The organism is Micromonospora chalcea, assembly GCF_028768405.1.
GTDB lineage: Bacteria > Actinomycetota > Actinomycetes > Mycobacteriales > Micromonosporaceae > Micromonospora > Micromonospora chalcea.
In genome coordinates this window covers 2,785,208-2,810,096 of the sequence record NZ_CP118233.1, presented here as the reverse complement: position 1 = coordinate 2,810,096, position 24,889 = coordinate 2,785,208, and the positions used below count along the sequence as shown (strand labels likewise).

The window sequence follows — 24,889 nt, the reverse complement described above, 5'->3', positions numbered from 1 at the left end:
CCGTGCGGCTGGTCACCCGGGCCGCCGCCGCGGCGCTGCGACTACCGGCCGCCCGCACCGGGCGGGTCACCGTCACCCGGGACATCCCGGTCCGGGTCCGCGACGGGGTGACGCTGCGCGCCGACCACTACGCACCCGACCTGCCCGGCGCGCACTGCGTGCTGATCCGCACCCCGTACGGGCGGGGCGGGCCGATCCGCCTGCTCGGCCGCCTGATCGCCGAGCGGGGCTTCCACGTGGTCATCCAGTCCTGCCGCGGCACGTACGGCTCGGGCGGCGAGTTCGCGCCGCTGGTACACGAGCGCGACGACGGCCTCGACACGCTGGACTGGCTGCGCCGCCAGCGCTGGTGGACCGGCGCGTTCGGCATGTTCGGCGCCAGCTACCAGGGCTTCGTGCAGTGGGCGCTCGCCGCCGAGGCGGGCGACGAGCTGCGCGCGATGGTCGCCGTGGTGACCGCGTCGGGCACCCGCGACTCCACGTACGCGGGGGAGTCGTTCGCCCTGGACACGGTGCTCACCTGGGCCGAGCTGCTCCAGGCGCAGACGGTGCCCTGGCTGGCCCGGCAGTGGGAACTCAAGCGCGGTCAGCCCCGCCTCGTCCGTGCCCTGGCGCACCTGCCGCTGGCCGAGGCGGACCGGGTCGCCACCGGTGTCACGGTGCCGTTCTTCCAGGAGTGGCTGCGCCACCACACCCCCGACGCCGACTACTGGCGTACCCGGGTCTTCGGCGAACGGATCACCGAGGTGCGCGCCCCGGTCGCCATGGTCAGCGGCTGGCAGGACATCTTCCTGCCGGCCCAACTCGACGACTACGCCCGCCTGCGGGCCGCCGGAGCGCGACCCCGCCTGGTCGTCGGCCCCTGGACCCACGGCAGCCCGGGGCTGCTCCTGGCGTCGCTGCGCGAAGGGCTGGACTGGCTCGACACGCACCTGGCGGGGCGGCCCGCGCCGCAGCGCGCGCCGGTGCGGGTGCACGTCGGCGGCGCCGGCGGCGGCTGGCGTGACCTGCCGGACTGGCCGCCGCCCGCCACGCCCGTGCGGTGGCACCTGCGCTCGGGCGGCGGGCTCGCCCCGGAGCCGCCGGAGCCCGGCACCACGCCCGACCGCTTCTGGTACGACCCGGCCGACCCGACCCCGTCGCTGGGCGGGCCGCTGCTCGTGGCCCAGCGGGCCGGCGCGGTCGACAACCGGCCGGTGGAGGCCCGGCCGGACGTGCTCACCTACACCAGTGGGCCGCTGCCGGAGCCGGTCGAGGTGGCCGGGCCGGTACGCGCCGAGATCCACGTGCGCAGCGAACTGTCGTACCTGGACGTGTTCGTGCGGCTGTGCGACGTGGACCGGCGGGGGCGCTCCTGGAACGTCTGCGACGGGCTGGTCCGGGTCGAGCCGGGCCGGTTCCCGCGTGATCCGTCCGGTGTGGTCGCCGTGCCGGTGACGCTCTGGCCGACCGCGTACCGCTTCGCGCCCGGGCACCGGCTGCGGGTCCAGGTCTCCGGTGGCGCCCACCCCCGGTACGCGCGCAATCCCGGCACCGGTGAGCCACTCGGCACTGCCGTGACTCTTCGTGCTGGTTGGCGAGAGATTCTCAGCGATCGTGAGCATCCCTCGGGGTTGGAGCTGCCGCTCACGCGGACACCGTCCACAGCGGGCTGATAGTCCAAAAAACCGTCCCTGAGCTGGGCACTTCTGCCTAACCGTGGTTAAGCTCGGAGCAAGTGCCCGGTGCCGTGCAGTTATCCGGCGGGGCGCGTCCGCGGATCGCACGCCATCACGCGGTGTGATTGTCGTGCCCTCGCCGGTCATCGATCGGAAGGGGATCTGCCATGACGTCGGCCCCGGCGAACCTGCTGGCCGTCCGGAACCTGTTGCTCACCTATCTCAACGTCGACAAGAAGGCCGTACGCGCCGACGATCTGGAGCCGGCGGAGGTCGGCATCGTCGGCGACCCCAACCACCGGGGCGGCTACCACTGCGGATCCGACCGGGTCGTGACGAACGACTACTCGGTGGTGGAGTCCACCCGGGACCGGTCCGGCCTGACCCTGTACGCGTCCGCGTTGGACGTCGGCACGTTCTCCGTCCGCTCCGGCGGCGGTACGCACAACCTGCGGACGTTCTCCACCTGGATGGTGGCGCAGTGCGTGGCGAACGCGGCCGACACCCGGGACATCCGGGAGGTCATCTACTCCCCGGACGGGCGGACCGTGCGCCGCTGGGACCGGCTGGGCCGGCGCACCAGCGGCGACAGCAGCCACCTGTACCACACGCATTTCAGCTTCTTCCGTGACTCGACAAAGGCGGGGCGTGACCTGACCCCGCTGTTCCGCCGCTATCTGACCGCGATCGGAATGATCGCCACCGCGAAACCGGAGGACGACATGGAACAGACCGACCGGCTCATCAAGGACACCGGCTCGAAGAACCGCACTGTGGGCGACGTCCTGGCTGACCTGCAGAACCTGCGCAACTGGCTGATCTCGCCGGCCAGCACCACCGGGCTGGTCAACCCGCCCATGCCCAACTCGCCGTTGCAGCAGATGCTGGCGATGCTGCGCGCCTGGCCGGCGCTGGTCGCGCAGGTGAACGAGTTGTCCGGCCGGGACTTCACCGACGAGCAGCAGATCGTCTCCGGTGTGCTGGCCGGGTTGCCGCCGGAGAAGATCGCCGAGGCCATCCCGCCGCAGATCGCCCGGGACGTGGCCGACGAGTTGTCCCGGCGGTTGATCGCCTGACGGTCCGGCGCCGCGACCGCGGGTCGCGGCGCCGTCGGCCGGCGCATTCCGCAAGAGTTGTTGCGCAACAGCTCTTGCGGATGTGAGACTCGGGCGCATGGAACAGCGGACCGTCCGGCAGATCACCGACTCGCGGGTGCTCGCCGCGCTCGCCCACCCACTGCGCCGCCGGCTCATGGACGTGCTCAAGGTGTACGGCCCGTGCACCGTCGGCATGCTCGCCGACCGCACCGACCAGGCGCCGGCGAACGTGAGCCACCACCTCAAGGTGCTGGCCGCCGCCGACCTGCTGGTCGAGGCGCCCGAGCTGGCACGCGACCGCCGGGAACGCTGGTGGCGGCTGCGCGATCGCGGGGTGCGCTGGTCCAACAGCGACTTCGGCGACGACCCGGCGGCCCGGGTGGTGGCCGACGCGGCCAGCTCGCTCAACCTGGAGCGGCACGCCGAGCTGGTCCGCGCCTGGCACGCCGCCCCCGACGAGGCGCACGCCGCGTGGGGAGAGGGGCCGTTCAGCACCGACAAGTGGCTGCACCTGACCCCGGACGAGCTGGCCGAGCTCAGCCGTGAGGTGATCGCGCTGTTCGCACGGTGGGCCGACCGGCCGGCGCCCGAGGACGGGCAGCGCCGCGAGCCGGTCTTCGTGTTCGCCCACGGCGTCCCGGGCCGGCCGTGACCGCCCACCGCGTTCCGGCGCCGCCCGCGAGCGCCTTACCGGGGCGCGCGTCATGACCGCCCCCGCGCGCACGTCCGGGCCGGTCGCCCCGCCGCGCGGTGGGCTGTTCCGGCACCGGGACTTCCGGCTGCTCTGGACCGGCCACACGGTGAGCGCCGTCGGCAGCAACATGACCGCAGTGGCGCTGCCCCTGGTCGCGGTCGCGGTGCTCGACGCGAGCACGTTCCAGGTGGCGGTGCTCACCGCCGCGGCGTGGCTGCCCTGGCTGCTCGCCGGCCTGCCGGTCGGGGCGTGGGTCGACCGGGTCCGCCGCCGGCCCGTGATGATCGCCGCCGACCTCGCCGCCGCCGCGCTGTTCGCGAGCGTCCCGGTGGCCGCCCTGCTCGGCCTGCTCACCGTCGGGCACCTGCTGGTCGTGGCGCTCGGCGCCGGACTGGCCCGGGTCTTCTTCGAGACCGCCGACCAGGTCTACCTGCCCACGCTGCTGCGTCCCGAGCAGGTGCCCGAGGCGAACGCCCGGCTGCACGCCACCCAGACCGCGAGCTACCTCGTCGGCCCGGGACTGGCCGGTCTCGTCGCCCAGCTCGTCGGCGCGGTGACCGCTGTGGCGCTGGACGCGCTCACCTTCCTGCTGTCCGCGCTCTGCCTGCGCCGGATCAGCGCGGTCGAGGCCCGGCCGCACCGGGACGCCGGGACGACGTCGCTGCGCCGCGAGGTCGCCGCCGGGCTGCGATTCGTCGTCCGCGACCCGTACCTGCGGGTGCTGACGGTCTTCGGGGCGGCGAGCAACATCGGGCTCACCGGCTACCAGGCGGTGCTCGTGGTGTTCCTGGTGCGCTCGGCCGAACTCCCGGCGGGCCTGGTCGGCCTCCTGATCGGACTCGCCAGCCTCGGCGGCGTGATCGGCGCCGCGCTGGCCGCGCGCCTGGCCCGCCGGCTCGGCAGCGCACGCGCCGTACTGCTCGCCGGCGCTCTCACCGGGCCGCCCGCGCTGCTCATCCCGCTCGCCGGACCCGGCGCTCGCACGGCGTGGCTGGTGCTCGGCGGTGCGCTCGTGAGCCTGGGCGTCGCGATCGGCAACGTGGTCAAGGGCAGCTTCCGGCAGACGTACACCCCGCACCGGCTGCTCGGCCGCGTCACGGTGAGCATGCATCTGCTCAACTACGGCACCATTCCGCTGGCCGCCCTGCTCGCCGGCGCGCTGGGCGCGGCCTGGGGGCCGGGTGGCGCGATCCGGGTGATGACCGCGTGGCTGGCGCTGACCCCGCTGATCCTGCTGGCCGGGCCGCTACGGAGACGGCGCGACCTGCCGGCCGCGCCGTCCTGATGATGCGCTGCGGCGGCGGTCGGAGCCCCGACCGCCGCCACCGGCACGTCACTACATCGGACGGACGTTGTCCGCCTGCGGGCCCTTCTGGCCCTGGGTCACCTCGAACTCGACCTTCTGACCCTCGTTCAGCTCGCGGTAGCCACTGCTCTGGATGGCCGAGTAGTGGACGAACACGTCCGGACCTCCGCCGTCCTGCTCGATGAAGCCGAAGCCCTTTTCCGAGTTGAACCACTTGACCGTGCCGGTTGCCATGCGTCTCTCCCTGTTCAATGCGGGCGAGCGCCGGCCCCGCGGCCGGTGGTCGCCCTGTACCACCCCGACAGTAACCGTCCGGACCGCAATCCGCTGCCGGAAGCGCGCGGCGCGCCCGTGAATACGTGCCGCGCCGGGAAAATGACCCCGGCGCCGGGCGCGGCGCGGCATGCTTGCCCCGATGAGCACGCAGACGGCTCTGGCCGACCTGGAACAGGAGATCGCGGTGCCCGGCGCGGGCCCGGACCGCCTGCGACTGGTCGACACGCCGTTCGTGCCCGAGGTGCGCCTGCACCTGGCCGAGGACGCCATCCTGTGGTGGGCCCGGATGGAGGCCGCCGCCGGTCGGTCGCTGCCGCCGCCGTACTGGGCGTCGGTCTGGGCCGGCGGGCAGGCGCTGGCCCGGCACCTGCTCGACCACCCCGAACTGGCCGCCGGGCGGCGGGTGCTCGACCTGGCCGCCGGATCGGGGCTGGTCGCCATCGCCGCCGCGCTCGCCGGGGCGGACGAGGTGGTCGCCAACGACATCGACCCGTACGCGGTGGCCGCCGTCACTGTGAACGCCCGCGCCAACCGGGTCCGGGTGGCGGCCGACGGCGACGACCTGCTCGACGGCGTCGCGGGTGCCGACCTGCTGGTGGCCGGGGACGTGCTCTACGACGCCGGACTGGCCGCGCGGGTCCTGCCCTACCTGCGGCGCTGCGCCGACCACGGCGTCGAGGTGCTGGTCGGCGACCCGGACCGGGGTCACCTGCCGCCGGGCGGGCTGGAGCTGGTGGCCAGCTACCCGGTGCCGACCACCGAGCCCTCCGTCGACTCCCCGGTACGCCGGGTGCAGGTGCTGCGACCCCGATGACCCTCAGGGATCTCCGGGTCGGGTGTCGGGGGCCACTGGGGGATCATGCCCGATGTGCCGGGTGACCGGCGGGCCATAGCGTGCAGCTCATGAACGATCTCGTGGCCGCCGCCGGTGAGCTGCCCACCACCCTCCTGATGGGTCTGCTGGGCATCGTGATGCTCGCCGACGCCGTACCCCTGATCGGGGTGCTGGTGCCCGGCGACGCGGCGGTCCTCGCGGCGGTCGGCGCCGGTCGCCCGGCCGGCGGGGCCCTGACCGTCGCCGCGGTGGTCACCGGCTGCCTGGCCGGCTGGTCGCTGAGCTTCTTCGCCGGACGGCGCTGGGGCGGGCAGCTGCGGGAGAGCCGGGTCGGCGGCTGGATCGGCGAGTCCCGGTGGACCGCCGCCGAGACGCTGCTGCACCGCGGTGGCGGACGGATCGTGCTGGTGGCGCCGTTCCTGCCGGTGTTCAACGCGCTGCTGCCGCTGGCCGCCGGCGGGCTGCGGATGTCGTACCGGCGGTTCCTGGCCTGCGCGGCGGCGGGGGCGACCGCCTGGGCCGGGCTCTACGTGGCGCTGGGCCTGACCGCGCGGGCGCTGACCGGGCTGCTGCCCGCGGCGCTCAACCCCACGGTGCTGACCATGGCGGTCGGGCTGCTGCTCGCCGGCCCGGTGCTGCTCGCCACCCGGCACCGCCTGCGCGCGGTCACCGGCTGACCGCGCCCGGCCCGGCCGCCACGGGGGAGGCCGGACCGGGCGTGTTCACCAGCCGCGGGCGCGCCACTGCGGCAGCGCGGGCCGCTCGGCGCCGATGGTGCTGTCCTTGCCGTGGCCCGGGTAGAACCAGGTGTCGTCGGGCAGCCGGTCGAAGAGCTTGGCCTCGACGTCGTCGATGAGCTGCCCGAAGCGCTCCGGGTCCTGGTCGGTGTTGCCGACGCCGCCCGGGAAGAGAGAGTCGCCGGTGAACAGGTGCGGGGTGCCGGAGGGGTCGCGGTAGAGCAGCGCGATCGAGCCCGGCGTGTGCCCGCGCAGGTGGATGACCTCCAGCGCGCAGTCGCCGACCGGCACCGTGTCGCCCTCGCCGAGCCGCTCGGCGGAGATGGGCAGGCCCTCGGCGTCGTCGGCGTGCACGAGCGCGCGCGCCCCGGTCTTGGCCACCACCTCTTCCAGCGCGACCCAGTGGTCCATGTGCTGGTGCGTGGTCACCACGGCGGCCAGCCCGCCGTCGCCGGCCAGCTCCAGCAGGCGCGGCGCCTCGTTCGCGGCGTCGATCAGCACCTGCTCGCCGGTGGCGTTGCAGCGCAGCAGGTAGGCGTTGTTGTCCATCGGGCCCACCGACAGCTTGGTGACGGTGAGCCGGTCGAGCTCGCGCACGGCCGGCGGCCCGCCGGGCGTGACGTCTCCGGTGTAGGTCATGACGATGTTCAGATCCATTCCGGTGGGTTGGGCAGAGGGCCGTCGGGGTCGACGGTGAGCAGCTCGCCCGCGCCCCGGCCGGTCAGCCAGGCGGCGAGTTCCGGCGCGGGGCCGGTGACCGTGGGCGCCCCCTCGGGGTCACCCACGACGAGTTCGGAGGCCGCGCCGTCGAAGCGCAGCACCATGGCCGGCGCGGCCGGATTGCCGGACAGCCCGGTCACCACCTCGTGCAGCAGCCGCTGGGCGAACGCCTCCGGCCAGTCCGCCGGAAGGTAACCGGCCGCCAGGTCGACGTGGTGGACCTCGACCTCGCGCAGCCGGCCCCAGACCAGCATCGCCGCCGGCCAGGGGCCGCGCCGGGTCTGCACGGTGGCGCCCCAGGCGTCCACGGGCATCGCCGCGACCGCCGCGTCGAAGCGCTGGCCGCTGCGGCGTACGTCGTCGAGCAGGTCGGCCGGACCCCGGTCGGCGCCGGCGTCGATGTCGGCGGCGCGGGCCTGCGCCGAGGCGTACATCGGGATGTCCTCGCCGGTGCGCGCGGAGGTGAGCAGGTTGACGAACCCGTCGGCGTTGCGGGCCAGGTGGGTGAGCACGTGCGCCCGGGACCAGCCCGGCAGCAGCGAGGGCGCCGCGACGTCCGCCGCGGTCAGGCCGGACACGGTACGCAGGAGACGGTCGTTCGCCTCGGCCAGCGGGCCGGTCAGCAGCAGGGGGTCGGTGGTCATCGCGTTCTCACGGTTCGACACTAGCGGGCCCGGGCAGGGCGCGCCGCCGGGGAAATCGCTTTCGGCGCGTCGGCGCGGCACCTACCGTCGGGGCCGACGACCTGGGCCGCCCGGTCCGCGTCGTCGCCAACGCGGCACCGGGAGTCGGAGAGGAGGTGGTGTGCATGCCGGTCGCAGCGCGTGTGCTCCACCACGTATCCCTCGACACCGAAGAGGACGCCATGACTCTCGACCTGACCGCCCTCGGCTGGGACGCCGGCTGGGCGGCCCACCTCGACCGGCGCGCCGGCCACCGTCCCGGGCGGGTCGCCCGGGTGGACCGGGGCGTCTGCACCGTGCTGAGCCCCCAGGGGCCGGTGCGGGCCAGCCTCGGCGGCGCCGTGCTCGCCGCCGCCGCCCGTGACCTGACCGCGCTGCCCTGCGCGGGCGACTGGGTGCTGCTGTCCACCTGGCCGGACGGCCCGGTCACGGTGGAGGCGGTGCTGCCGCGGCGTACCGCGCTGGTGCGCCGTACCGCCGGCAAGGACGCCAGCGGCCAGGTGCTGGCCGCCAACCTCGACGCCGCCGCGGTGGTCGAGCCGGTGCACCCGGAACCGGACGCCGCACGGATCGAACGGCTGCTCTCCCTGGCGCACGAATCCGGGGCGCAGCCGCTCGTCGTGCTCACCAAGGCCGACCTGGCCGCCGACCCGGAGGCGGTGGCCCGGCAGCTGGCCGACCTCGCGCCGGGCGTGCCGGTGCTGCCGGTCAGCGCCGAGCGGGGCGCCGGCCTGGCGCCGCTGCGGCGGTTCGTCGGCCCCGGGCGCACGCTCGGCCTGCTCGGCCCCTCCGGCGCCGGCAAGTCGAGCCTGGTCAACGCGCTGGCCGGGGCGGACGTGATGCGCACCCAGGCGATCCGCCGCGTCGACGGCAAGGGCCGGCACACCACCACCTGGCGGTCGCTGGTGCCCCTGCCGGGTGGGGGAGCGGTGCTGGACACCCCGGGCGTACGGGCGGTCGGCCTGCTCGACGGCGCGGCCGGCCTGGACCGTGCCTTCGCCGACATCGCCGAACTGGCCGCCGGCTGCCGGTACGGCGACTGCGCCCACGACGCCGAGCCGGGCTGCGCGGTGCGCGACGCGCTGGAGGACGGCGCGCTGCCGGCGCGCCGCTGGGAGAGCTGGCGCCGGCTGCAGCGGGAGATCGAGTTCGAGGGCGGCCGGCGCGCGGCCCGGCTGGCGGCCGAACGGCGGGGCGGCTGGCGTGGCGGGCGGCGACGTACCGGGCGTCCGGCGCCGCCCCCCGCACCCGGGGCATTCTGAACCTGCGCGAGCCGGTCGGGTGGGCGTGGGTGGTTCCCGCCCGACCGGCCTGAGCTGGGGGAATGTTCGCGAGACGGAAGTTGTCATACGTCGGGGCTAGAGTTGCCGAGGCGTCTTCTCTGCGCCCCGACAACCTGTGAAAACCACCCAGACCCGGCGTCTGGTGCACAGATCCGCCTCATATTCTTCTTCCGGGAGCACACGCACCGTGGCCGACCGACTGATCATCCGTGGCGCGCGCGAGCACAACCTGCGTGACGTCAGTCTCGACCTGCCCCGGGACGCCCTGATCGTCTTCACCGGGCTGTCCGGTTCGGGCAAGTCGAGCCTGGCGTTCGACACCATCTTCGCCGAGGGGCAGCGCCGCTACGTCGAGTCGCTGTCGTCGTACGCCCGGCAGTTCCTCGGGCAGATGGACAAGCCCGACGTCGACTTCATCGAGGGTCTCAGCCCCGCCGTCTCCATCGACCAGAAGTCCACCTCGCGCAACCCGCGCTCCACCGTCGGCACCATCACCGAGGTCTACGACTACCTCCGCCTGCTGTTCGCCCGCATCGGAGAGCCGCACTGCCCGATCTGCGGCGAGCGGATCTCCAAGCAGAGCCCGCAGCAGATCGTCGACCGGGTCCTGGCCATGGCCGAGGGCACCCGGTTCATGGTGCTCGCGCCGGTGGTGCGCGGCCGCAAGGGCGAGTACGTCGACCTGTTCGCCGAGCTGCAGGCCAAGGGCTACGCCCGGGCCCGGGTCGACGGCGTGGTGCACCCGCTGACCGAGCCGCCGAAGCTCAAGAAGCAGGAGAAGCACACCATCGAGGTGGTGATCGACCGGCTCAGCGTCAAGCCCAGCGCCAAGCAGCGGCTGACCGACTCGGTCGAGGCCGCGCTCGGCCTCTCCGGCGGCCTGGTGCTGCTCGACTTCGTCGACCTGCCGGAGGACGACCCGGCCCGGGAGCGCCGCTACTCCGAGCACCTGGCCTGCCCGAACGACCACCCCCTCGCGATCGAGGACCTGGAACCCCGGGTCTTCTCCTTCAACGCGCCCTACGGCGCCTGCCCCGAGTGCACCGGCCTGGGCACGAAGAAGGAGGTCGACCCCGAGCTGGTCATCCCCGACCCGGAGCGCACGCTGCGCGAGGGCGCGATCCAGCCGTGGGCCACCGGGCACAACCTCGAATACTTCCTGCGGCTGCTGGAGGCGCTGGGCGAGGCCGAGCACTTCGACATCGACACGCCGTGGCGGAAGCTGCCGTCGCGGGCGCAGAAGACGATCCTGCACGGCTCCGACGACCAGGTGCACGTGCGCTACCGCAACAAGTACGGCCGCGAGCGCTCCTACTACACCGGCTTCGAGGGCGTGGTGCAGTGGATCGAGCGCCGGCACACCGACACCGAGTCGGAGTGGTCCCGGGAGAAGTACGAGGGCTACATGCGGGACGTGCCCTGCGCGGCCTGCGGCGGCGCGCGGCTCAAGCCCGAGGTGCTCGCGGTCACCCTGGCCGGCAAGAGCATCGCCGAGGTCTGCAACCTGTCCGTGGGTGAGGCCGCCGACCTGCTCGCCGGCATCGAGCTGACCGACCGGCAGAAGATGATCGCCGAGCGGGTGCTCAAGGAGATCAACGCCCGGCTGAAGTTCCTGCTCGACGTCGGGCTGGACTACCTCTCCCTGGACCGGCCCGCCGGCACGCTCTCCGGCGGCGAGGCGCAGCGCATCCGGCTCGCCACCCAGATCGGCTCCGGCCTGGTCGGCGTGCTCTACGTGCTCGACGAGCCGTCGATCGGCCTGCACCAGCGCGACAACCACCGGCTCATCGAGACGCTGCTGCGGCTGCGCGGCCTGGGCAACACGCTGATCGTGGTCGAGCACGACGAGGACACCATCCGGGTGGCCGACTGGATCGTCGACATCGGCCCGGGCGCGGGCGAGCACGGCGGCAAGATCGTGCACAGCGGCTCGGTGCCGGCGCTGCTGGACAACACCGAGTCGGTCACCGGGGCGTACCTGTCCGGGCGCAAATCCATCCCGACGCCTGCCGGCCGCCGCCCGCAGACGCCGGGCCGCGAGCTGGTGGTGCACGGCGCGCGCGAGCACAACCTGCGCAACCTCACCGTGAGCTTCCCGCTCGGCCAGCTCATCGCGGTCACCGGGGTCAGCGGCTCGGGCAAGTCGACGCTGGTCAACGACATCCTCTACACGGTGCTCGCCAACCAGATCAACGGCGCGCGGCTGGTGCCCGGCCGGCACACCCGCATCACCGGCCTGGAACACGTGGACAAGGTCGTCGGCGTGGACCAGTCGCCGATCGGGCGTACCCCGCGCTCCAACCCGGCCACCTACACCGGCGTCTGGGACCACATCCGCAAGCTCTTCGCCGAGACCACCGAGGCCAAGGTCCGGGGGTACGGCCCGGGCCGGTTCTCGTTCAACGTCAAGGGCGGGCGCTGCGAGGCGTGCTCCGGCGACGGCACCATCAAGATCGAGATGAACTTCCTGCCGGACGTCTACGTCCCCTGCGAGGTGTGCAAGGGCGCGCGCTACAACCGCGAGACGCTCGAGGTGCACTACAAGGGCAAGACGGTCGCCGAGGTGCTGGACATGCCGATCGAGGAGGCGGCCGAGTTCTTCTCCGCCATCCCGGCCATCCACCGGCACCTCCGGACGCTGGTCGACGTCGGCCTCGGCTACGTGCGCCTCGGCCAGCCCGCGCCGACGCTGTCCGGCGGTGAGGCGCAGCGCGTCAAGCTCGCCTCCGAGCTGCAGAAGCGCTCCACCGGCCGCACCGTCTACGTGCTCGACGAGCCGACCACCGGCCTGCACTTCGAGGACATCCGCAAGCTGCTGATGGTGCTGGAGGGGCTGGTCGACAAGGGCAACACCGTCATCACCATCGAGCACAACCTCGACGTGATCAAGACGGCCGACTGGCTCATCGACATGGGCCCCGAGGGTGGCCACCGGGGCGGCACCGTCCTCGCCACCGGCACGCCGGAGGAGGTCGCCGAGGTGCCGGAGAGCCACACCGGGCAGTTCCTGCGGCCGATCCTCAAGCTCGACGGCAAGGCCAAGGGCGCCAAGGCGGCCACCAGCCGGGCGGCCAAGGCCAACGGCAACGGCGGCGCCAAGCCGCGGGCCCGCAAGGTGCCGGCCGCGGCGCGCTGACCGACGTCCTCCATGCGATGCCCGGTACGTTGACGCGCCAGTATGAACCGTGCCCCACGCTGGTGCGTGTTTCCGCAGTAAGCCGAGAGAAAGGCCGGATATGAGTGATGATCAGGCATTGACCCGACCGGTCACCCAGAGCCGCCGTGCCCTGCTCGCCGGAGCCGGGGCGGTCGGCGCGGCAGTGGTGCTCGCGGGCTGCGGCAGCGACGACGAGGCCTCGCCCGGGCTCGCCCCGACCAGCGGCGGCCCGCCCGGCGCCACCGCCACCGGGGACGCCGGTGGCGGCGACCGGGCCGGCAGCAACTCCGTGGCCCGCACCTCGGACATCCCGGTCGGCGGCGGCGCGGTCTTCGCCAGCCAGGGCGTGGTCATCACCCAGCCCGAGGCCGGCCAGTTCAAGGCGTTCGACCCGATCTGCACGCACCAGCGCTGCCCGGTGTCGAACGTCGACGGCGGCACGATCAACTGCACCTGCCACAACAGCCGCTTCTCCATCGTCGACGGCTCGGTGAAGGGCGGCCCGGCCACCAAGCCGCTCGCCGCGAAGGGCATCACCGTCGACGGCGACCAGATCCGCCTGGCCTGACCACCCGCCGCGCCCCCGGTCACCCGGGGGCGCGGCGGCGGCCGGGTGTCAGGGGTGCGGACTAGGCTTGACAGCGTGGCTGACCCCTCGACGTACCGTCCCGCGCCCGGCACCATCCCGGAGTCGCCAGGGGTCTACCGCTTCCGCGACGGCACCGGCCGGGTGATCTACGTCGGCAAGGCGCGCAACCTGCGCAGCCGGCTCAACTCCTACTTCGCCGACCCGGTCGGCCTGCACCAGCGCACCCGGCAGATGGTCTTCACCGCCGAGTCGGTCGACTGGATCACCGTCGCCACCGAGGTCGAGGCGCTCCAGCAGGAATACACCTGGATCAAGCAGTACGACCCGAGGTTCAACGTCCGCTACCGCGACGACAAGTCGTACCCCTATCTCGCGGTCACCCTCGACGAGGAATACCCCCGGTTGCAGGTGATGCGGGGCGTCAAGCGCAAGGGCGTGCGCTACTTCGGGCCGTACTCCCACGCCTGGGCGATCCGCGAGACGCTCGACCTGCTGCTGCGCGTCTTCCCGGCGCGGACCTGCTCGTCCGGGGTGTTCAAGCGGGCCGGGCAGGTCGGCCGGCCCTGCCTGCTCGGTTACATCGGCAAGTGCTCCGCGCCGTGCGTCGGCAGCGTCACCGCCGAACGCCACCGGGAGATCGTCGACAGTTTCTGCGACTTCATGGCGGGTCGCACCGACACCATGGTTCGCCGGCTGGAGAAGGAGATGCTCGACGCCAGCGAGCAACTGGAGTTCGAGCGGGCCGCCCGCCTGCGCGACGACGTCGCGGCGCTGCGCCGGGCGATGGAGAAGCAGACCGTGGTGCTCGGCGACGGCACCGACGCCGACGTGGTCGCCTTCGCCGACGACCCGCTCGAAGCCGCCGTGCAGGTGTTCCACGTCCGCGGCGGCCGGGTGCGCGGCCAGCGCGGCTGGGTGGTGGAGAAGACCGAGGAGCTGAGCACCGGCGACCTCGTGCACCACTTCTGCACCCAGGTGTACGGCGGCGAGCAGGGCGAGGCCGACGTGCCCCGCGAGCTGCTCGTGCCCGAGCTACCAGGCGACGCCGACGCGCTCGCCGACTGGCTCTCCACCCGCCGGGGCAGCCGGGTGTCGCTGCGGGTGCCGCAGCGCGGCGACAAGCGGTCGCTGCTGGAGACCGTCGAGCGCAACGCCAAGGACGCGCTGGCCCGGCACAAGCTCAAGCGGGCCGGCGACCTGACCACCCGCAGCCAGGCGCTCGACGAGATCGCCGACGCGCTCGGCATGAACACCTCGCCGCTGCGCATCGAGTGCTACGACGTCTCCCAGATCCAGGGCACCGACGTGGTCGCCAGCATGGTCGTGTTCGAGGACGGGCTGCCCCGCAAGAGCGAGTACCGCCGCTTCATCGTGCGCGGCGCCACCGACGACCTGTCGGCCATGTCCGAGGTGCTGCGGCGGCGCTTCGCCCGCTACCTCGACGCCCGCGCCGAGACCGGGGAGCTGGGCGAGGAGACCGCCTCCGACCCGGACCGCCCCGGCATCGACCCGACCACCGGGCGGCCGCGCAAGTTCGCGTACCCGCCGCAGCTCGTGGTGGTCGACGGTGGCCCGCCGCAGGTGGCCGCCGCCGCGAAGGCGCTCGCCGAGCTGGGCATCGACGACGTGGCGCTGTGCGGGCTGGCGAAGCGGCTGGAGGAGGTGTGGCTGCCCGACGACGAGTTCCCGGTGATCCTGCCCCGCACGTCCGAGGCGCTCTACCTGCTGCAGCGCGTCCGCGACGAGGCGCACCGCTTCGCCATCACGTTCCACCGGCAGCGGCGCTCCAAGCGGATGACCGAGTCGGCGCTGGACAACGTCCCCGGCCTCGGCGAGGTACGCCGCAAGGCGCTGCTGCGGCACTTCGGCTCGCTGAAGCGGCTGTCGTCGGCCACCGTGGAGGAGATCACCGAGGTGCCCGGGGTGGGCAGGCGTACGGCCGAGGCGATCCTGGCCGCGCTGGACGGCTCCACCGACGCCACCACGGCCGCCCCCCGTTCCTGACCCTTCGCCTGCTCGCGCCTGCTCGCGCCTGCTCGCGCCTGCCGTCGTGGCCCCCGGCCGCTGTCCAGAATGCGTCAACGAACGCCCGCTGTCCGGCCCGCCGGCCCGCCACCGCCGTCGCGTGCCGTGGGTGGAACGCCATGGGTGTCTCGGGCTGCTTTTGACACCCATGCCGCTCCAGTCGCCGTCGCCAGGTGCCTCGGGTGGAACGCCATGGGTGTCTCCGCCCGCCTTTGACACCTACGCCGTTCCAGCCATGGTTGTTCCCGGTGGGCGAAACCGTCATCCTTGCAGTTCGTGCCTAACGTATGACCGCTTTGTGAGGCTTGCCCGGGGGGCCGACTGCAAGGTCTGCCGTGCGCGTGCACCGCGAAGGCGCCGCCCAGTGCGCCCTGGGGCCGGTGTCCGGTTTGCCGGGGTGGCGCGTTGTGGTCGGCGCCATGCTCACGGCGGAATCCGAGGTGGGGTGCAGGCGTTGTACATGGCTGACCGCCCAGGCACCAGGGCCGAGCGCTCAACCCGGTCCGCCCGGCGCCACGGGTCAGGGCACGGGAATCGCCCCGGCCCGGCCGTCGTTACATCCCCCGACGACGAGCACCCCCGCCGGCGGAAATGACCCCGGCCCGGTTGTCGTTACATCCCCGAGCCGCGGAGCAGCCCCCTTTCGGGGCGCCCGCGTGCCAGCCCGCTCGACGGGCGCCCCCCAAGACTTTTCCCCTCCGCGGCACCCCCGCCGCGTATCCCCCATTTCAGGGAGGCAACCATCATGGCTACCACTCTGCTGCGCAAGACCGTTCTGACCGCTGCCGGTGTCGTCGCCACCGCCGGTGGCATCGCCGGCCCTGCCATCGCCGCCCACGCCGCCCCGGCCGAGAAGGCCGCCATCGTCGCCGACCGCAAGAGCGGTCATGGTGAGCGTGAGCTGGACGTGCGCTACGAGGCGCAGCCGAACTTCTACTTCTGCGGCCCCGCCGCCGCCCGCAACGCGCTGAGCGTGCAGGGCAAGAACATCGACGTGCACGCCATGGCCCGCGAGATGGGCACCACCGAGGCCGGCACCAACTCCATCAACGACATCACCCCGGTGCTGAACAAGGAGACCGGCGCCAAGGACGCCTACAAGTCGGTCGAGATCAGCACCCCCAAGGCCGACGACAAGCAGACCGACAAGCTGCGCGCCGACGTCGTCAAGACCGTCGACGCCGGCCGGGCCGTGGTCGCCAACATCGCCGGCACCGCCACCGACACCGACGGCACCACCCACTCCTTCGAAGGCGGCCACTACATCAGCGTCATCGGCTACCGCGACGACGGCAAGACCGTCACCATCGCCGACAGCGCCGACCCGAACACCGCCACCTACCGGATGAGCATCGACAACCTCGCCGACTGGATCGCCACCCGCGGCTACAGCACCAGCTAAGACCAACACCGCCGCACCCATGGCTGCAGAGCAAGAGCGGCAGCACGCACACCGGAAGGGCCCGACCCCCACCACAGGGGGTCGGGCCCTTTCGCGCATACGTCAGGACTCGGTGAGGACGGCCAGGATCGCGTCGCCGTACTTGGCGAGCTTGTTCTCGCCCACCCCGCTGACCCGGGACAGCTCGGCCAGGGAAGCCGGCGGCTCGGCGGCGATCTGCCGCAGCGTCGCGTCGTGGAAGATGACGTACGCCGGGACGCCCTGCTCCTTGGCGGTGGCCGCGCGCCACGCGCGGAGCCGCTCGAAGACCGGCGCGGCGGCGGGGGAGAGGTCGGCGACCACAGTGGCCGCGCCCCGGGGCTTGGCGGACCGGCCGGCCGCCGGCCGCTCCGGCTCCTTGCGCAGCGTGACCGTACGGCGGCGGCCGAGCACGTCCGCGCTGGCCTCGGTCAGCGCCAGCGTGCCGTAGTCGCCCTCGACGGCGAGCAGACCCTCGGCGAGCAGTTGCCGCACCACGCCCCGCCACTCGGTCTCGCGCAGCTCGGTGCCGATGCCGAACGTGCTGAGCGAGTCGTGGCCGTGCTGGTCGATCTTGTCGGTGTGCTTGCCGAGCAGGATGTCGATGCTGTGCCCGGCGCCGAAGCGCTGGTTGCGTTCGCGGTCGAGCCGGTAGACGGTGGAGAGCAGCTTCTGCGCGGCGACAGTGCCGTCCCAGGACTCGGGCGGGTCGAGGCAGGTGTCGCAGTTGCCGCAGGCGGCCACGCCGGTCTCGCCGAAGTATTCGAGCAGCTGGGCGCGGCGGCAGCGGACCGTCTCGCAGAGCGCCAGCATCGCGTCCAGGTGGGCGGCGAGGTTGCGCCGGTGCGCCAGGTCGCCCTCCGACGTCTCGATCATCTTGCGCTGCTGCACCACGTCCTGCAGGCCGTACGCCAGCCAGGCGGTGGACGGCAAGCCGTCGCGCCCGGCGCGGCCGGTCTCCTGGTAGTAGCCCTCGACCGACTTCGGCAGGTCCAGGTGGGCGACGAAGCGTACGTCGGGCTTGTCGATGCCCATGCCGAACGCGATGGTGGCGACCATGACCAGCCCGTCCTCGCGCAGGAAGCGCTGCTGGTTGGTGGCGCGGGTCGTGGCGTCCAGCCCGGCGTGGTACGGCAGCGCGGGGATGCCGTTGGCGACCAGGAACTCGGCGGTCTTCTCCACCGAGGCCCGGGACAGGCAGTAGACGATGCCGGCGTCGCCCGGGTGCTCGTCGCGCAGCAGGCTGAGCAGCTGGCGGCGGGGCTCCCGCTTCGGCACGATCCGGTACTGGATGTTGGGCCGGTCGAAGCTGGCCACGAAGTGCCGGGCCTCGGTGAGCCGCAGCCGGGTGGCGATCTCGGTGCGGGTCGCCCGGGTCGCGGTGGCGGTCAGCGCGATGCGCGGCACGTCCGGCCAGCGTTCGTGCAGCATCGACAGGTTGAGGTAGTCGGGGCGGAAGTCGTGCCCCCACTGCGAGACGCAGTGCGCCTCGTCGATCGCGAACAGCGCGATCCGGCCGCGTTCCAGCAGGCCGAGCGTGGACCGCACCGCCAGCCCTTCCGGGGCGAGGTAGAGCAGGTCCAGCTCGCCGGCCAGGTAGGCCGCCTCGATCCGGCGCCGCTGCGCCGGGTCCTGCGTCGAGTTGAGGAAACCGGCGCGTACGCCGACGGCGGTGAGCGCGTCGACCTGGTCCTGCATGAGCGCGATCAGCGGGGAGACCACTACCGCCACGCCGTCGCGGACCAGCGCGGGGATCTGGTAGCACAGCGACTTGCCGCCACCGGTGGGCATGAGCACCAGCGCGTCGCCGCCGGACACCACGTGTTCGACGACGTCCTGCTGGAAGCCGCGGAAGGCGTCGTACCCGAAGACCCGCCGCAACACGTCGAGCGCGTCGCCGGTCGGTGGGGAGCCGGCCGGTGCGGAGGTGGTCCGCTCGTCGGTGGGGGAGACCATCCGCGCAGTCTACGAGCGTCCCCCGACAGCGCCCGTCCGGCGAGCCGGTCCGGGGGTGGCGACATGTTCCGGTGGTCACCCCGTGGAATCCCGGACGGGGTCGCAGCCGTTAGAGTCGCTGATTGACCATGCGCGGCCGACCGGCCGCGGCGCCACGGCTGGGGGTAGCGGGTGAGCGAGGCGCGTACAGCGGGTGACCTGGGGCCGAGCGAGGCGGAGACGGCGCCGGCCGAGTCGGACACCTCACTGGTGGTGGTGACCGGGCTGTCCGGCGGCGGGCGCAGCACGGTGGCCCGGGCGCTGGAGAACGTCGGCTACTACGTGGTCGACAACCTGCCCCAGGCGCTGCTGCTCGACATGGCCGAGCTGGCCTTCAAGGCCGGCGGCGCGGCCCGGCGCACGGCGATGGTGCTGGACGTGCGCTCGCGCGCCTTCTCCACCGACCTGGCCGGGGCGATCCGGGAGCTGCGCGAGCGCGGCTTCTCCCCCCGGGTGGTCTTCGTCGACGCCGACGACGAGGTGCTGATCCGCCGGTTCGAGAGCGTGCGCCGCTCGCACCCGCTGCAGGGCGACGGGCGGCTGGCCGACGGCATCGCCGTCGAGCGGACGCTGCTGGAGGAGGCACGCGAGCAGGCCGACGTGATCATCGACACCAGCCACCTGAACGTGAACCAGCTTCGGCGCCGGGTGGAGGAGCTGTTCGGCGGCGAGGACGCCCGCCGGCTGCGGATCACCGTGATCTCGTTCGGCTTCAAGTACGGCCTGCCGCCGGACGCCGACTTCGTGATGGACGCCCGGTTCCTGCCGAACCCGTACTGGGTGCCGGAGCTGCGCGAGCACACCGGCCGGGAGGAGGCGGTCAGCGCGTACGTGCTGGGCCAGGAGGGCGCGGACGCCTTCGTGGCCGGGTACGCCGACCTGGTCAACGCCACCACCGCCGGTTTCGAGCGGGAGGGCAAGCGCTACCTGACCGTGGCGGTCGGCTGCACCGGCGGCAAGCACCGCAGCGTGGCGATCGCCGAGGAGCTGGCCGCCCGGCTGCGCCGCTCCGGTATCGCCGCCAACGCCCAGCACCGGGACCTGGGGCGGGAGTGACCCCGACCAGGGTGGTCGCCTTCGGTGGCGGGCACGGGCTCTCGGCGTCGCTGCGGGCGCTGCGGCACTGCGTACCCGAACTGGACCTGGACATCACCGCGGTGGTCACCGTCGGCGACGACGGCGGGTCCAGCGGGCGGCTGCGCGCGGAGCGCGGCGGCCTGCCCCCGGGTGACCTGCGTCAGGCGCTCGTGGCGCTGGCCGGCGACCATCCGGCCACCCGGCGCAGCGCGGCGCTGTTCCAGTACCGCTTCACCACCGCGACGCCGCCCCCGCCGACGCTCGCCGCGCCGGTTCCGGCCGCCCGCGCCGGCGACTCGCTGGCCGGCCACGCGGTCGGCAACCTGCTGCTGCACGGCCTGACCGAGCTGCTCGGCGATCCGGTGGCCGCGCTCGACCACGCGGGCGCGATGCTCGGCGCGGTGGGGCGGGTGCTGCCGATGTCCCGTCAGCCGGTGGGCATCGAGGCCCGGGTCCGCGGCGCGGACCCGGCCCATCCGGACGAGGTGTCCACCGTGCGCGGGCAGCACCAGGTCGCGGTCACCCCGGGCACCGTCGAGTCGCTGCGGCTCAACCCGCCCGCGCCGGCCGCGTGCGCCGAGGCGGTGACAGCGGTACGCGCCGCGGACTGGCTGATCTTCGGGCCGGGCAGCTGGTACACGAGCGTGCTGCCGCACCTGCTGGTGCCGGGCCTGGCCGACGCGATCGTCTCCAGTCCGGCGCGGCGGCTGGTGACGCTCAACCTGGTGGCGGAGAAGGAGACCTCGGGGCTCTCCCTGCCCGACCATCTGGACACGCTGCGGCGCTATCTGCCCGAGCTGAAGGTGGACCGGGTGCTGGCGGACTCCACGGCGGTGGGTGATCCCGCGGCGGTCGAACGTGCGGCAGAATCGCTTGGTGCCCGGCTGGTCCTCGCTCCCGTCGCCGTCCTCGACGGCACGCCCCGTCATGATCCAGCCGCACTGGGCGCCGCGCTGGTGCCTGTCCTGCGCGCCGATCGTTAGACACGTACGTAATCACCGGCGACACGCCGGAACCGGTCCGTGAGGGGGCGCACTATGGCGATGACGGCTGCGGTCAAGGACGAGCTGAGTCGGGTCGACGTGCCCAAGCCCTGCTGTCGGCGGGCGGAGATGGCCGCCCTGCTGCGTTTCGCCGGCGGCCTGCACATCGTGTCCGGCCGCGTCGTGGTCGAGGCGGAGCTGGACACCGGCGCGGTGGCCCGCCGGCTGCGGCGGGAGGTGGCCGAGGTCTACGGCTACCCGAGCGAGATCCACGTGCTCGCCTCCGGCGGCCTGCGCAAGGGCAGCCACTTCATCGTGCGGGTGGTCAAGGACGGCGAGGCGCTCGCCCGGCAGACCGGCCTGCTCGACGTGCGGGGCCGCCCGGTGCGCGGCCTGCCGCCGCACGTGGTGGCCGCGAACGTCTGCTGCGCCGTGTCGGCCTGGCGGGGCGCGTTCATGGCGCACGGCTCGCTGACCGAGCCGGGCCGATCCAGCGCGCTGGAGATCACCTGCCCCGGCCCGGAGTCGGCGCTGGCGCTCGTCGGCGCGGCCCGCCGCATCGGCATCACCGCGAAGAACCGCGAGGTGCGCGGCGTGGACCGGGTGGTGGTCAAGGACGGCGACGCGATCGCCGCGCTGCTCACCCGCATAGGAGCGCACTCCAGCGTGCTGGCCTGGGAGGAGCGGCGGGTACGCCGGGAGGTGCGCGCCACCGCCAACCGGCTGGCCAACTTCGACGACGCCAATCTGCGCCGCTCGGCCCGGGCCGCGGTGGCCGCCGCCGCCCGGGTGACCCGCGCGCTGGAGATCCTCGCCGACGACGCGCCCAACCACCTGACCTCGGCCGGCCGGCTGCGGCTGGAGCACCGTCAGGCGTCCCTGGAGGAGCTGGGCGCGCTCGCCGAGCCGCCGCTGACCAAGGACGCCATCGCCGGCCGGATCCGCCGGCTGCTCGCGCTGGCCGACAAGCGCGCCCGCGACCTGGGCATCCCGGATACGGAAGCGGCAGTCACGCCCGACATGCTCGTGGTCTGATAGGACTCGGGCGGCGAGCACGCGAGCGGGATCACCACCCGCCGCAGCGCGACGCCGCACGCTCGGATATGGTCGCTGCGTACGGCAAGGGGGCCGCGCACAGGCATCCCTCGCCGTGCTCACCGCCTCGGGCGGTCAGGTCTCCGTGACCGCGGCGGGGTGGCCGAGATGACATGTCGACGGCCGGCTCCAACGGTCGGCGCACACACCTCCGCCGGCCCCGGTCTGGCGCCGGCGGACCAGAACGCGAGGAGATGGGACCTGTGACCATCCGGGTTGGCATCAACGGCTTCGGCCGGATCGGCCGCAACTTCTTCCGGGCAGTGCTGGCGTCCGGCGCTGACATCGAGGTCGTGGCGGTCAACGACCTGACCGACAACGCGACGCTCGCCCACCTTGTCAAGTACGACAGCATCCTGGGCCGCCTCCCGCACGAGGTGAAGGCCACCGCCGACGAGATCACCGTGGGCGGCAAGACCATCAAGGCGTACGCCGAGAAGGACCCGGCGAACCTGCCGTGGGGCGAGGTCGGCGCGGACGTCGTCATCGAGTCCACCGGCTTCTTCACCGACGGCACCAAGGCGAAGGCGCACCTCGACGGCGGGGCCAAGAAGGTCATCATCTCCGCGCCGGCGAAGAACGAGGACGTCACCGTGGTCATGGGCGTCAACCAGGACCAGTACGACCCGGCCAAGCACAACATCATCTCGAACGCCTCCTGCACCACGAACTGCCTCGCGCCGATGGCGAAGGTGCTGCAGGACACGTTCGGCATCCAGCAGGGCCTGATGACCACCATCCACGCGTACACGCAGGACCAGAACCTGCAGGACGCGCCGCACAAGGACCTGCGCCGGGCCCGCGCCGCCGCGCTGAACATCGTGCCGACCTCGACCGGCGCCGCGAAGGCGATCGGCCTGGTGCTGCCGGAGCTGAAGGGCAAGCTGGACGGTTACGCGCTGCGCGTGCCGATCCCGACCGGCTCGGCCACCGACCTGACCGTCACGGTCGGCCGGGAGACCACTGTGGACGAGGTCAACGCCGCGCTCAAGGCCGCCGCCGAGGGCCCGCTGCGGGGCATCCTCACCTACAACGAGGACCCGATCGTCTCCGCCGACATCGTGACCGACCCGGCGTCGTGCATCTTCGACGCGCCGCTGACCAAGGTGATCGGCAACCAGGTCAAGGTCGTCGGCTGGTACGACAACGAGTGGGGCTACTCGAACCGCCTGGTGGACCTGGTCAAGCTGGTCGGTAGCTCGCTGTGAGCATCCGCAACCTCGACGACCTGCTCGCCGAGGGGGTGTCGGGTCGGCGCGTGCTGGTGCGCGCCGACCTGAACGTCCCGCTCGACAAGCAGACCGGTGAGATCACGGACGACGGCCGGATCCGGGCCGTCCTGCCGACGCTGAGCGCGCTGGTGCAGGCCGGCGCGAAGGTGGTCGTCTGCTCGCACCTGGGCCGCCCGAAGGGCGCGCCGGACCCGCAGTTCAGCCTCCGCCCGGTCGCCGGGCGGCTCGGTGAGCTGCTCGGCGTCCCGGTGCACTTCGCCGAGGACACCGTCGGTGACTCGGCGCGGTCCACCGTGGCCGACCTGGCCGACGGCCAGGTGGCGCTGCTGGAGAACCTGCGGTTCAACAAGGGCGAGACCAGCAAGGACGACGCGGAGCGGGGCGCGTTCGCCGACCAGCTCGCCGCGCTCGGCGACGCCTACGTGGACGACGCGTTCGGCGCTGTGCACCGCAAGCACGCCAGCGTGCACGACGTGCCGGCCCGGCTGCCGCACTTCGCCGGCCGGCTGGTGCTGCGCGAGGTCGAGGTGCTCAGCCGCCTCACCGGCTCCCCGGAGCGGCCGTACGTGGTGGTGCTGGGCGGCTCGAAGGTCTCCGACAAGCTGGCCGTGATCGAGGCGCTGCTGCCGACCGTGGACCGGCTGCTCATCGGCGGCGGGATGTGCTTCACCTTCCTCAAGGCCCAGGGCCACGAGGTGGGCACGTCGCTGCTGGAGAAGGACATGGTCGAGACCTGCCGCAACCTGATGGAGCGCGCGCCCGGCAAGATCATGCTCCCGGTCGACGTGGTGGCCGCCGACGCGTTCGCGCCGGACGCCGCGCACGACACCGTGCCCGCCGACGGCATCCCCAGCCACCGGCTGGGCCTGGACATCGGCCCGGAGACGGTGGCCGGCTTCGCGGCCGCGCTGTCGCAGGCGAAGACCATCTTCTGGAACGGCCCGATGGGCGTGTTCGAGATGGCGGCGTTCGCCAACGGCACCCGGGGCGTGGCCGAGGCGATCACCAAGGCCGACGCGTTCAGCGTGGTCGGTGGCGGCGACTCGGCCGCGGCGGTGCGCGCGCTGGGCCTGGACGAGTCCTCGTTCGGGCACATCTCCACCGGCGGTGGCGCCTCCCTGGAATACCTGGAGGGCAAGACCCTCCCCGGCATCGCGGCTCTGGAGAACTGAATGGCGAGCACGACCCGCCGGCCGCTGATGGCCGGCAACTGGAAGATGAACCTGAACCACCTCGAGGCCAACCTGCTGGTGCAGAAGCTGGCCGCGAGCCTGAACGAGAAGCAGCTCACCGACGTCGAGTGCGTGGTGCTGCCGCCCTTCACCGACCTGCGTACGGTGCAGACCGCTGTGGATGGCGACAAGCTGCTGATCGGCTACGGAGCGCAGGACCTGTCGCCGCATCCGTCCGGCGCGTACACCGGTGACATCGCCGGGCCGATGCTGGCGAAGCTGGGCTGCGGCTACGTGGTGGTCGGCCACTCCGAGCGGCGGCAGTACCACCACGAGGACGACGCGCTGGTCAACGCGAAGGTGTCGGCGGCGCTGGCGAACGGGCTCACCCCCATCCTCTGCATCGGCGAAGGCCTGGAGGTCCGGGAACAGTCGGGGCAGGTGCGGCACTGCTGCGACCAGCTCGACGGCGCGCTGAAGGGGCTCACCGCCGAGCAGGTCACCAAGGTCGTCGTCGCGTACGAGCCGGTCTGGGCGATCGGCACCGGCAAGACGGCCACGCCGGAGGACGCCCAGGAGGTCTGCGGCGCGGTGCGCAAGCGCATCGCCGAGACCTACGACGAGGGCACCGCCGAGCAGGTCCGGATCCTGTACGGCGGGTCGGTCAAGGCGTCGAACGTCGCCGCGATCATGGCGCAGCCGGACGTGGACGGGGCCCTGGTCGGGGGCGCCAGCCTGGACGCGGAGGAGTTCGCGCAGATCTGCCGGTTCCCGGAGCACACCGCCCGCTGATCGCTCGCTATCCTTGACGCTGCCCGTCCACCGGTCGGTGCCGCAGTGCCCGACAGGTCCGGG

The 24,889-nt window shown here is 73.1% G+C and carries 21 protein-coding genes; 17 read left to right on the top strand and 4 right to left on the bottom strand.

Annotated features, from left to right (window positions below; genetic code table 11):
* Positions 1–2 precede the first annotated feature (2 nt).
* The 4 genes from PVK74_RS11850 to PVK74_RS11835 all read left to right on the top strand — a co-directional run bounded on the left by PVK74_RS11850 (position 3) and on the right by PVK74_RS11835 (position 4,734).
* Positions 3–1,655, top strand: a complete 1,653-nt coding sequence (locus PVK74_RS11850; RefSeq protein ID WP_420800523.1) for a CocE/NonD family hydrolase — start codon at positions 3–5, stop codon at positions 1,653–1,655.
* A gap of 170 nt (positions 1,656–1,825) precedes the next feature.
* Positions 1,826–2,734, top strand: a complete 909-nt coding sequence (locus tag PVK74_RS11845; protein ID WP_113972489.1) for a hypothetical protein — start codon at positions 1,826–1,828, stop codon at positions 2,732–2,734.
* A gap of 97 nt (positions 2,735–2,831) precedes the next feature.
* Positions 2,832–3,407, top strand: a complete 576-nt coding sequence (locus tag PVK74_RS11840) for an ArsR/SmtB family transcription factor (protein ID WP_069089081.1) — start codon at positions 2,832–2,834, stop codon at positions 3,405–3,407.
* A gap of 52 nt (positions 3,408–3,459) precedes the next feature.
* Positions 3,460–4,734 carry an MFS transporter gene (locus tag PVK74_RS11835; protein ID WP_274479069.1) on the top strand — a complete coding sequence of 425 codons (1,275 nt, stop codon included), beginning with the start codon at positions 3,460–3,462 and terminating at the stop codon, positions 4,732–4,734.
* A 51-nt stretch (positions 4,735–4,785) separates the two neighbouring features.
* On the opposite strand, the gene PVK74_RS11830 is transcribed toward PVK74_RS11835, so the two are convergent.
* Complete coding sequence (locus PVK74_RS11830) at positions 4,786–4,989, bottom strand: cold-shock protein (RefSeq protein WP_013287480.1); 204 nt, start codon at positions 4,987–4,989, stop codon at positions 4,786–4,788.
* A 181-nt stretch (positions 4,990–5,170) separates the two neighbouring features.
* On the opposite strand from PVK74_RS11830, the gene PVK74_RS11825 reads away from it, so the two are divergent.
* Together PVK74_RS11825 and PVK74_RS11820 are read left to right on the top strand one after the other, a co-directional pair.
* Complete coding sequence (locus tag PVK74_RS11825) at positions 5,171–5,845, top strand: class I SAM-dependent methyltransferase (protein WP_043331125.1); 675 nt, start codon at positions 5,171–5,173, stop codon at positions 5,843–5,845.
* Between the two features lie 89 nt (positions 5,846–5,934).
* Entirely contained in the window at positions 5,935–6,543 is a 609-nt protein-coding gene (locus tag PVK74_RS11820) for a DedA family protein (RefSeq protein ID WP_274479068.1), read from the top strand.
* Positions 6,544–6,588: 45 nt separating this feature from the next.
* Here PVK74_RS11820 and PVK74_RS11815 read toward each other — a convergent pair whose 3' ends face one another.
* The gene (locus PVK74_RS11815) at positions 6,589–7,242 is read right to left on the bottom strand and encodes an MBL fold metallo-hydrolase (RefSeq protein ID WP_043331130.1); all 654 of its coding nucleotides are present in this window, start codon (positions 7,240–7,242) and stop codon (positions 6,589–6,591) included.
* 8 nt (positions 7,243–7,250) lie between these two features.
* The gene (locus PVK74_RS11810; protein ID WP_069089084.1) at positions 7,251–7,967 is read right to left on the bottom strand and encodes a maleylpyruvate isomerase family mycothiol-dependent enzyme; all 717 of its coding nucleotides are present in this window, start codon (positions 7,965–7,967) and stop codon (positions 7,251–7,253) included.
* Positions 7,968–8,188: 221 nt separating this feature from the next.
* Between PVK74_RS11810 and rsgA the strand changes: the two genes are divergently transcribed.
* From rsgA to PVK74_RS11785, 5 genes are all read left to right on the top strand, one after another.
* Positions 8,189–9,268, top strand: a complete 1,080-nt coding sequence (gene rsgA / locus PVK74_RS11805; protein ID WP_166456912.1) for a ribosome small subunit-dependent GTPase A — start codon at positions 8,189–8,191, stop codon at positions 9,266–9,268.
* Positions 9,269–9,476: 208 nt separating this feature from the next.
* Positions 9,477–12,425 (top strand): excinuclease ABC subunit UvrA, encoded by a 2,949-nt coding sequence (gene uvrA / locus PVK74_RS11800; RefSeq protein ID WP_043329614.1) that lies wholly within the window; start codon positions 9,477–9,479, stop codon positions 12,423–12,425.
* Positions 12,426–12,525: 100 nt separating this feature from the next.
* Entirely contained in the window at positions 12,526–13,014 is a 489-nt protein-coding gene (locus PVK74_RS11795) for a Rieske (2Fe-2S) protein (RefSeq protein ID WP_274479067.1), read from the top strand.
* A 75-nt stretch (positions 13,015–13,089) separates the two neighbouring features.
* A complete protein-coding gene (uvrC, locus tag PVK74_RS11790) occupies positions 13,090–15,039 on the top strand; it encodes an excinuclease ABC subunit UvrC (RefSeq protein WP_274479066.1) in 1,950 nt (649 codons plus the stop codon).
* 766 nt (positions 15,040–15,805) lie between these two features.
* The gene (locus PVK74_RS11785) at positions 15,806–16,462 is read left to right on the top strand and encodes a C39 family peptidase (RefSeq protein ID WP_043329619.1); all 657 of its coding nucleotides are present in this window, start codon (positions 15,806–15,808) and stop codon (positions 16,460–16,462) included.
* A 102-nt stretch (positions 16,463–16,564) separates the two neighbouring features.
* Here PVK74_RS11785 and recQ read toward each other — a convergent pair whose 3' ends face one another.
* Positions 16,565–18,436 carry a DNA helicase RecQ gene (gene recQ / locus PVK74_RS11780; protein WP_274479065.1) on the bottom strand — a complete coding sequence of 624 codons (1,872 nt, stop codon included), beginning with the start codon at positions 18,434–18,436 and terminating at the stop codon, positions 16,565–16,567.
* Between the two features lie 171 nt (positions 18,437–18,607).
* Here recQ and rapZ point away from each other — a divergent pair, with 171 nt between their 5' ends.
* The 6 genes from rapZ (at position 18,608) to tpiA (ending at position 24,826) form a co-directional block, all read left to right on the top strand.
* The gene (gene rapZ / locus PVK74_RS11775) at positions 18,608–19,531 is read left to right on the top strand and encodes an RNase adapter RapZ (protein ID WP_043329622.1); all 924 of its coding nucleotides are present in this window, start codon (positions 18,608–18,610) and stop codon (positions 19,529–19,531) included.
* Positions 19,528–20,535 (top strand): gluconeogenesis factor YvcK family protein, encoded by a 1,008-nt coding sequence (locus PVK74_RS11770; RefSeq protein ID WP_043329623.1) that lies wholly within the window; start codon positions 19,528–19,530, stop codon positions 20,533–20,535. The genes rapZ and PVK74_RS11770 overlap by 4 nt, the downstream gene beginning before the upstream one ends.
* A 54-nt stretch (positions 20,536–20,589) precedes the next feature.
* Positions 20,590–21,570 carry a DNA-binding protein WhiA gene (gene whiA, locus PVK74_RS11765; RefSeq protein WP_030503240.1) on the top strand — a complete coding sequence of 327 codons (981 nt, stop codon included), beginning with the start codon at positions 20,590–20,592 and terminating at the stop codon, positions 21,568–21,570.
* A gap of 263 nt (positions 21,571–21,833) precedes the next feature.
* Positions 21,834–22,838, top strand: coding sequence for a type I glyceraldehyde-3-phosphate dehydrogenase (gene gap, locus PVK74_RS11760; protein WP_043329624.1), 1,005 nt, complete (start codon positions 21,834–21,836; stop codon positions 22,836–22,838).
* Positions 22,835–24,034, top strand: coding sequence for a phosphoglycerate kinase (locus tag PVK74_RS11755; RefSeq protein ID WP_166456860.1), 1,200 nt, complete (start codon positions 22,835–22,837; stop codon positions 24,032–24,034). Before gap ends, PVK74_RS11755 begins: the two co-directional genes overlap by 4 nt.
* On the top strand, positions 24,035–24,826 hold the full coding sequence (gene tpiA, locus PVK74_RS11750; protein WP_043329625.1) for a triose-phosphate isomerase: 792 nt from the start codon (positions 24,035–24,037) through the stop codon (positions 24,824–24,826). It begins immediately after the preceding gene.
* Positions 24,827–24,889 lie beyond the last annotated feature (63 nt).

What these genes read in the sequence shown, in the direction of transcription:
- PVK74_RS11845 (WP_113972489.1), top strand. Translation starts at nt 1,826, where the DNA reads ATGACGTCGGCCCCGGCGAACCTGCTGGCCGTCCGGAACCTGTTGCTC.
- PVK74_RS11840 (WP_069089081.1), top strand. Translation starts at nt 2,832, where the DNA reads ATGGAACAGCGGACCGTCCGGCAGATCACCGACTCGCGGGTGCTCGCC.
- PVK74_RS11835 (WP_274479069.1), top strand. Translation starts at nt 3,460, where the DNA reads ATGACCGCCCCCGCGCGCACGTCCGGGCCGGTCGCCCCGCCGCGCGGT.
- PVK74_RS11830 (WP_013287480.1), bottom strand. Translation starts at nt 4,989, where the DNA reads ATGGCAACCGGCACGGTCAAGTGGTTCAACTCGGAAAAGGGCTTCGGC.
- PVK74_RS11825 (WP_043331125.1), top strand. Translation starts at nt 5,171, where the DNA reads ATGAGCACGCAGACGGCTCTGGCCGACCTGGAACAGGAGATCGCGGTG.
- PVK74_RS11820 (WP_274479068.1), top strand. Translation starts at nt 5,935, where the DNA reads ATGAACGATCTCGTGGCCGCCGCCGGTGAGCTGCCCACCACCCTCCTG.
- PVK74_RS11815 (WP_043331130.1), bottom strand. Translation starts at nt 7,242, where the DNA reads ATGACCTACACCGGAGACGTCACGCCCGGCGGGCCGCCGGCCGTGCGC.
- PVK74_RS11810 (WP_069089084.1), bottom strand. Translation starts at nt 7,967, where the DNA reads ATGACCACCGACCCCCTGCTGCTGACCGGCCCGCTGGCCGAGGCGAAC.
- rsgA (WP_166456912.1), top strand. Translation starts at nt 8,189, where the DNA reads ATGACTCTCGACCTGACCGCCCTCGGCTGGGACGCCGGCTGGGCGGCC.
- PVK74_RS11795 (WP_274479067.1), top strand. Translation starts at nt 12,526, where the DNA reads ATGAGTGATGATCAGGCATTGACCCGACCGGTCACCCAGAGCCGCCGT.
- PVK74_RS11785 (WP_043329619.1), top strand. Translation starts at nt 15,806, where the DNA reads ATGGCTACCACTCTGCTGCGCAAGACCGTTCTGACCGCTGCCGGTGTC.
- recQ (WP_274479065.1), bottom strand. Translation starts at nt 18,436, where the DNA reads ATGGTCTCCCCCACCGACGAGCGGACCACCTCCGCACCGGCCGGCTCC.
- whiA (WP_030503240.1), top strand. Translation starts at nt 20,590, where the DNA reads ATGGCGATGACGGCTGCGGTCAAGGACGAGCTGAGTCGGGTCGACGTG.
- tpiA (WP_043329625.1), top strand. Translation starts at nt 24,035, where the DNA reads ATGGCGAGCACGACCCGCCGGCCGCTGATGGCCGGCAACTGGAAGATG.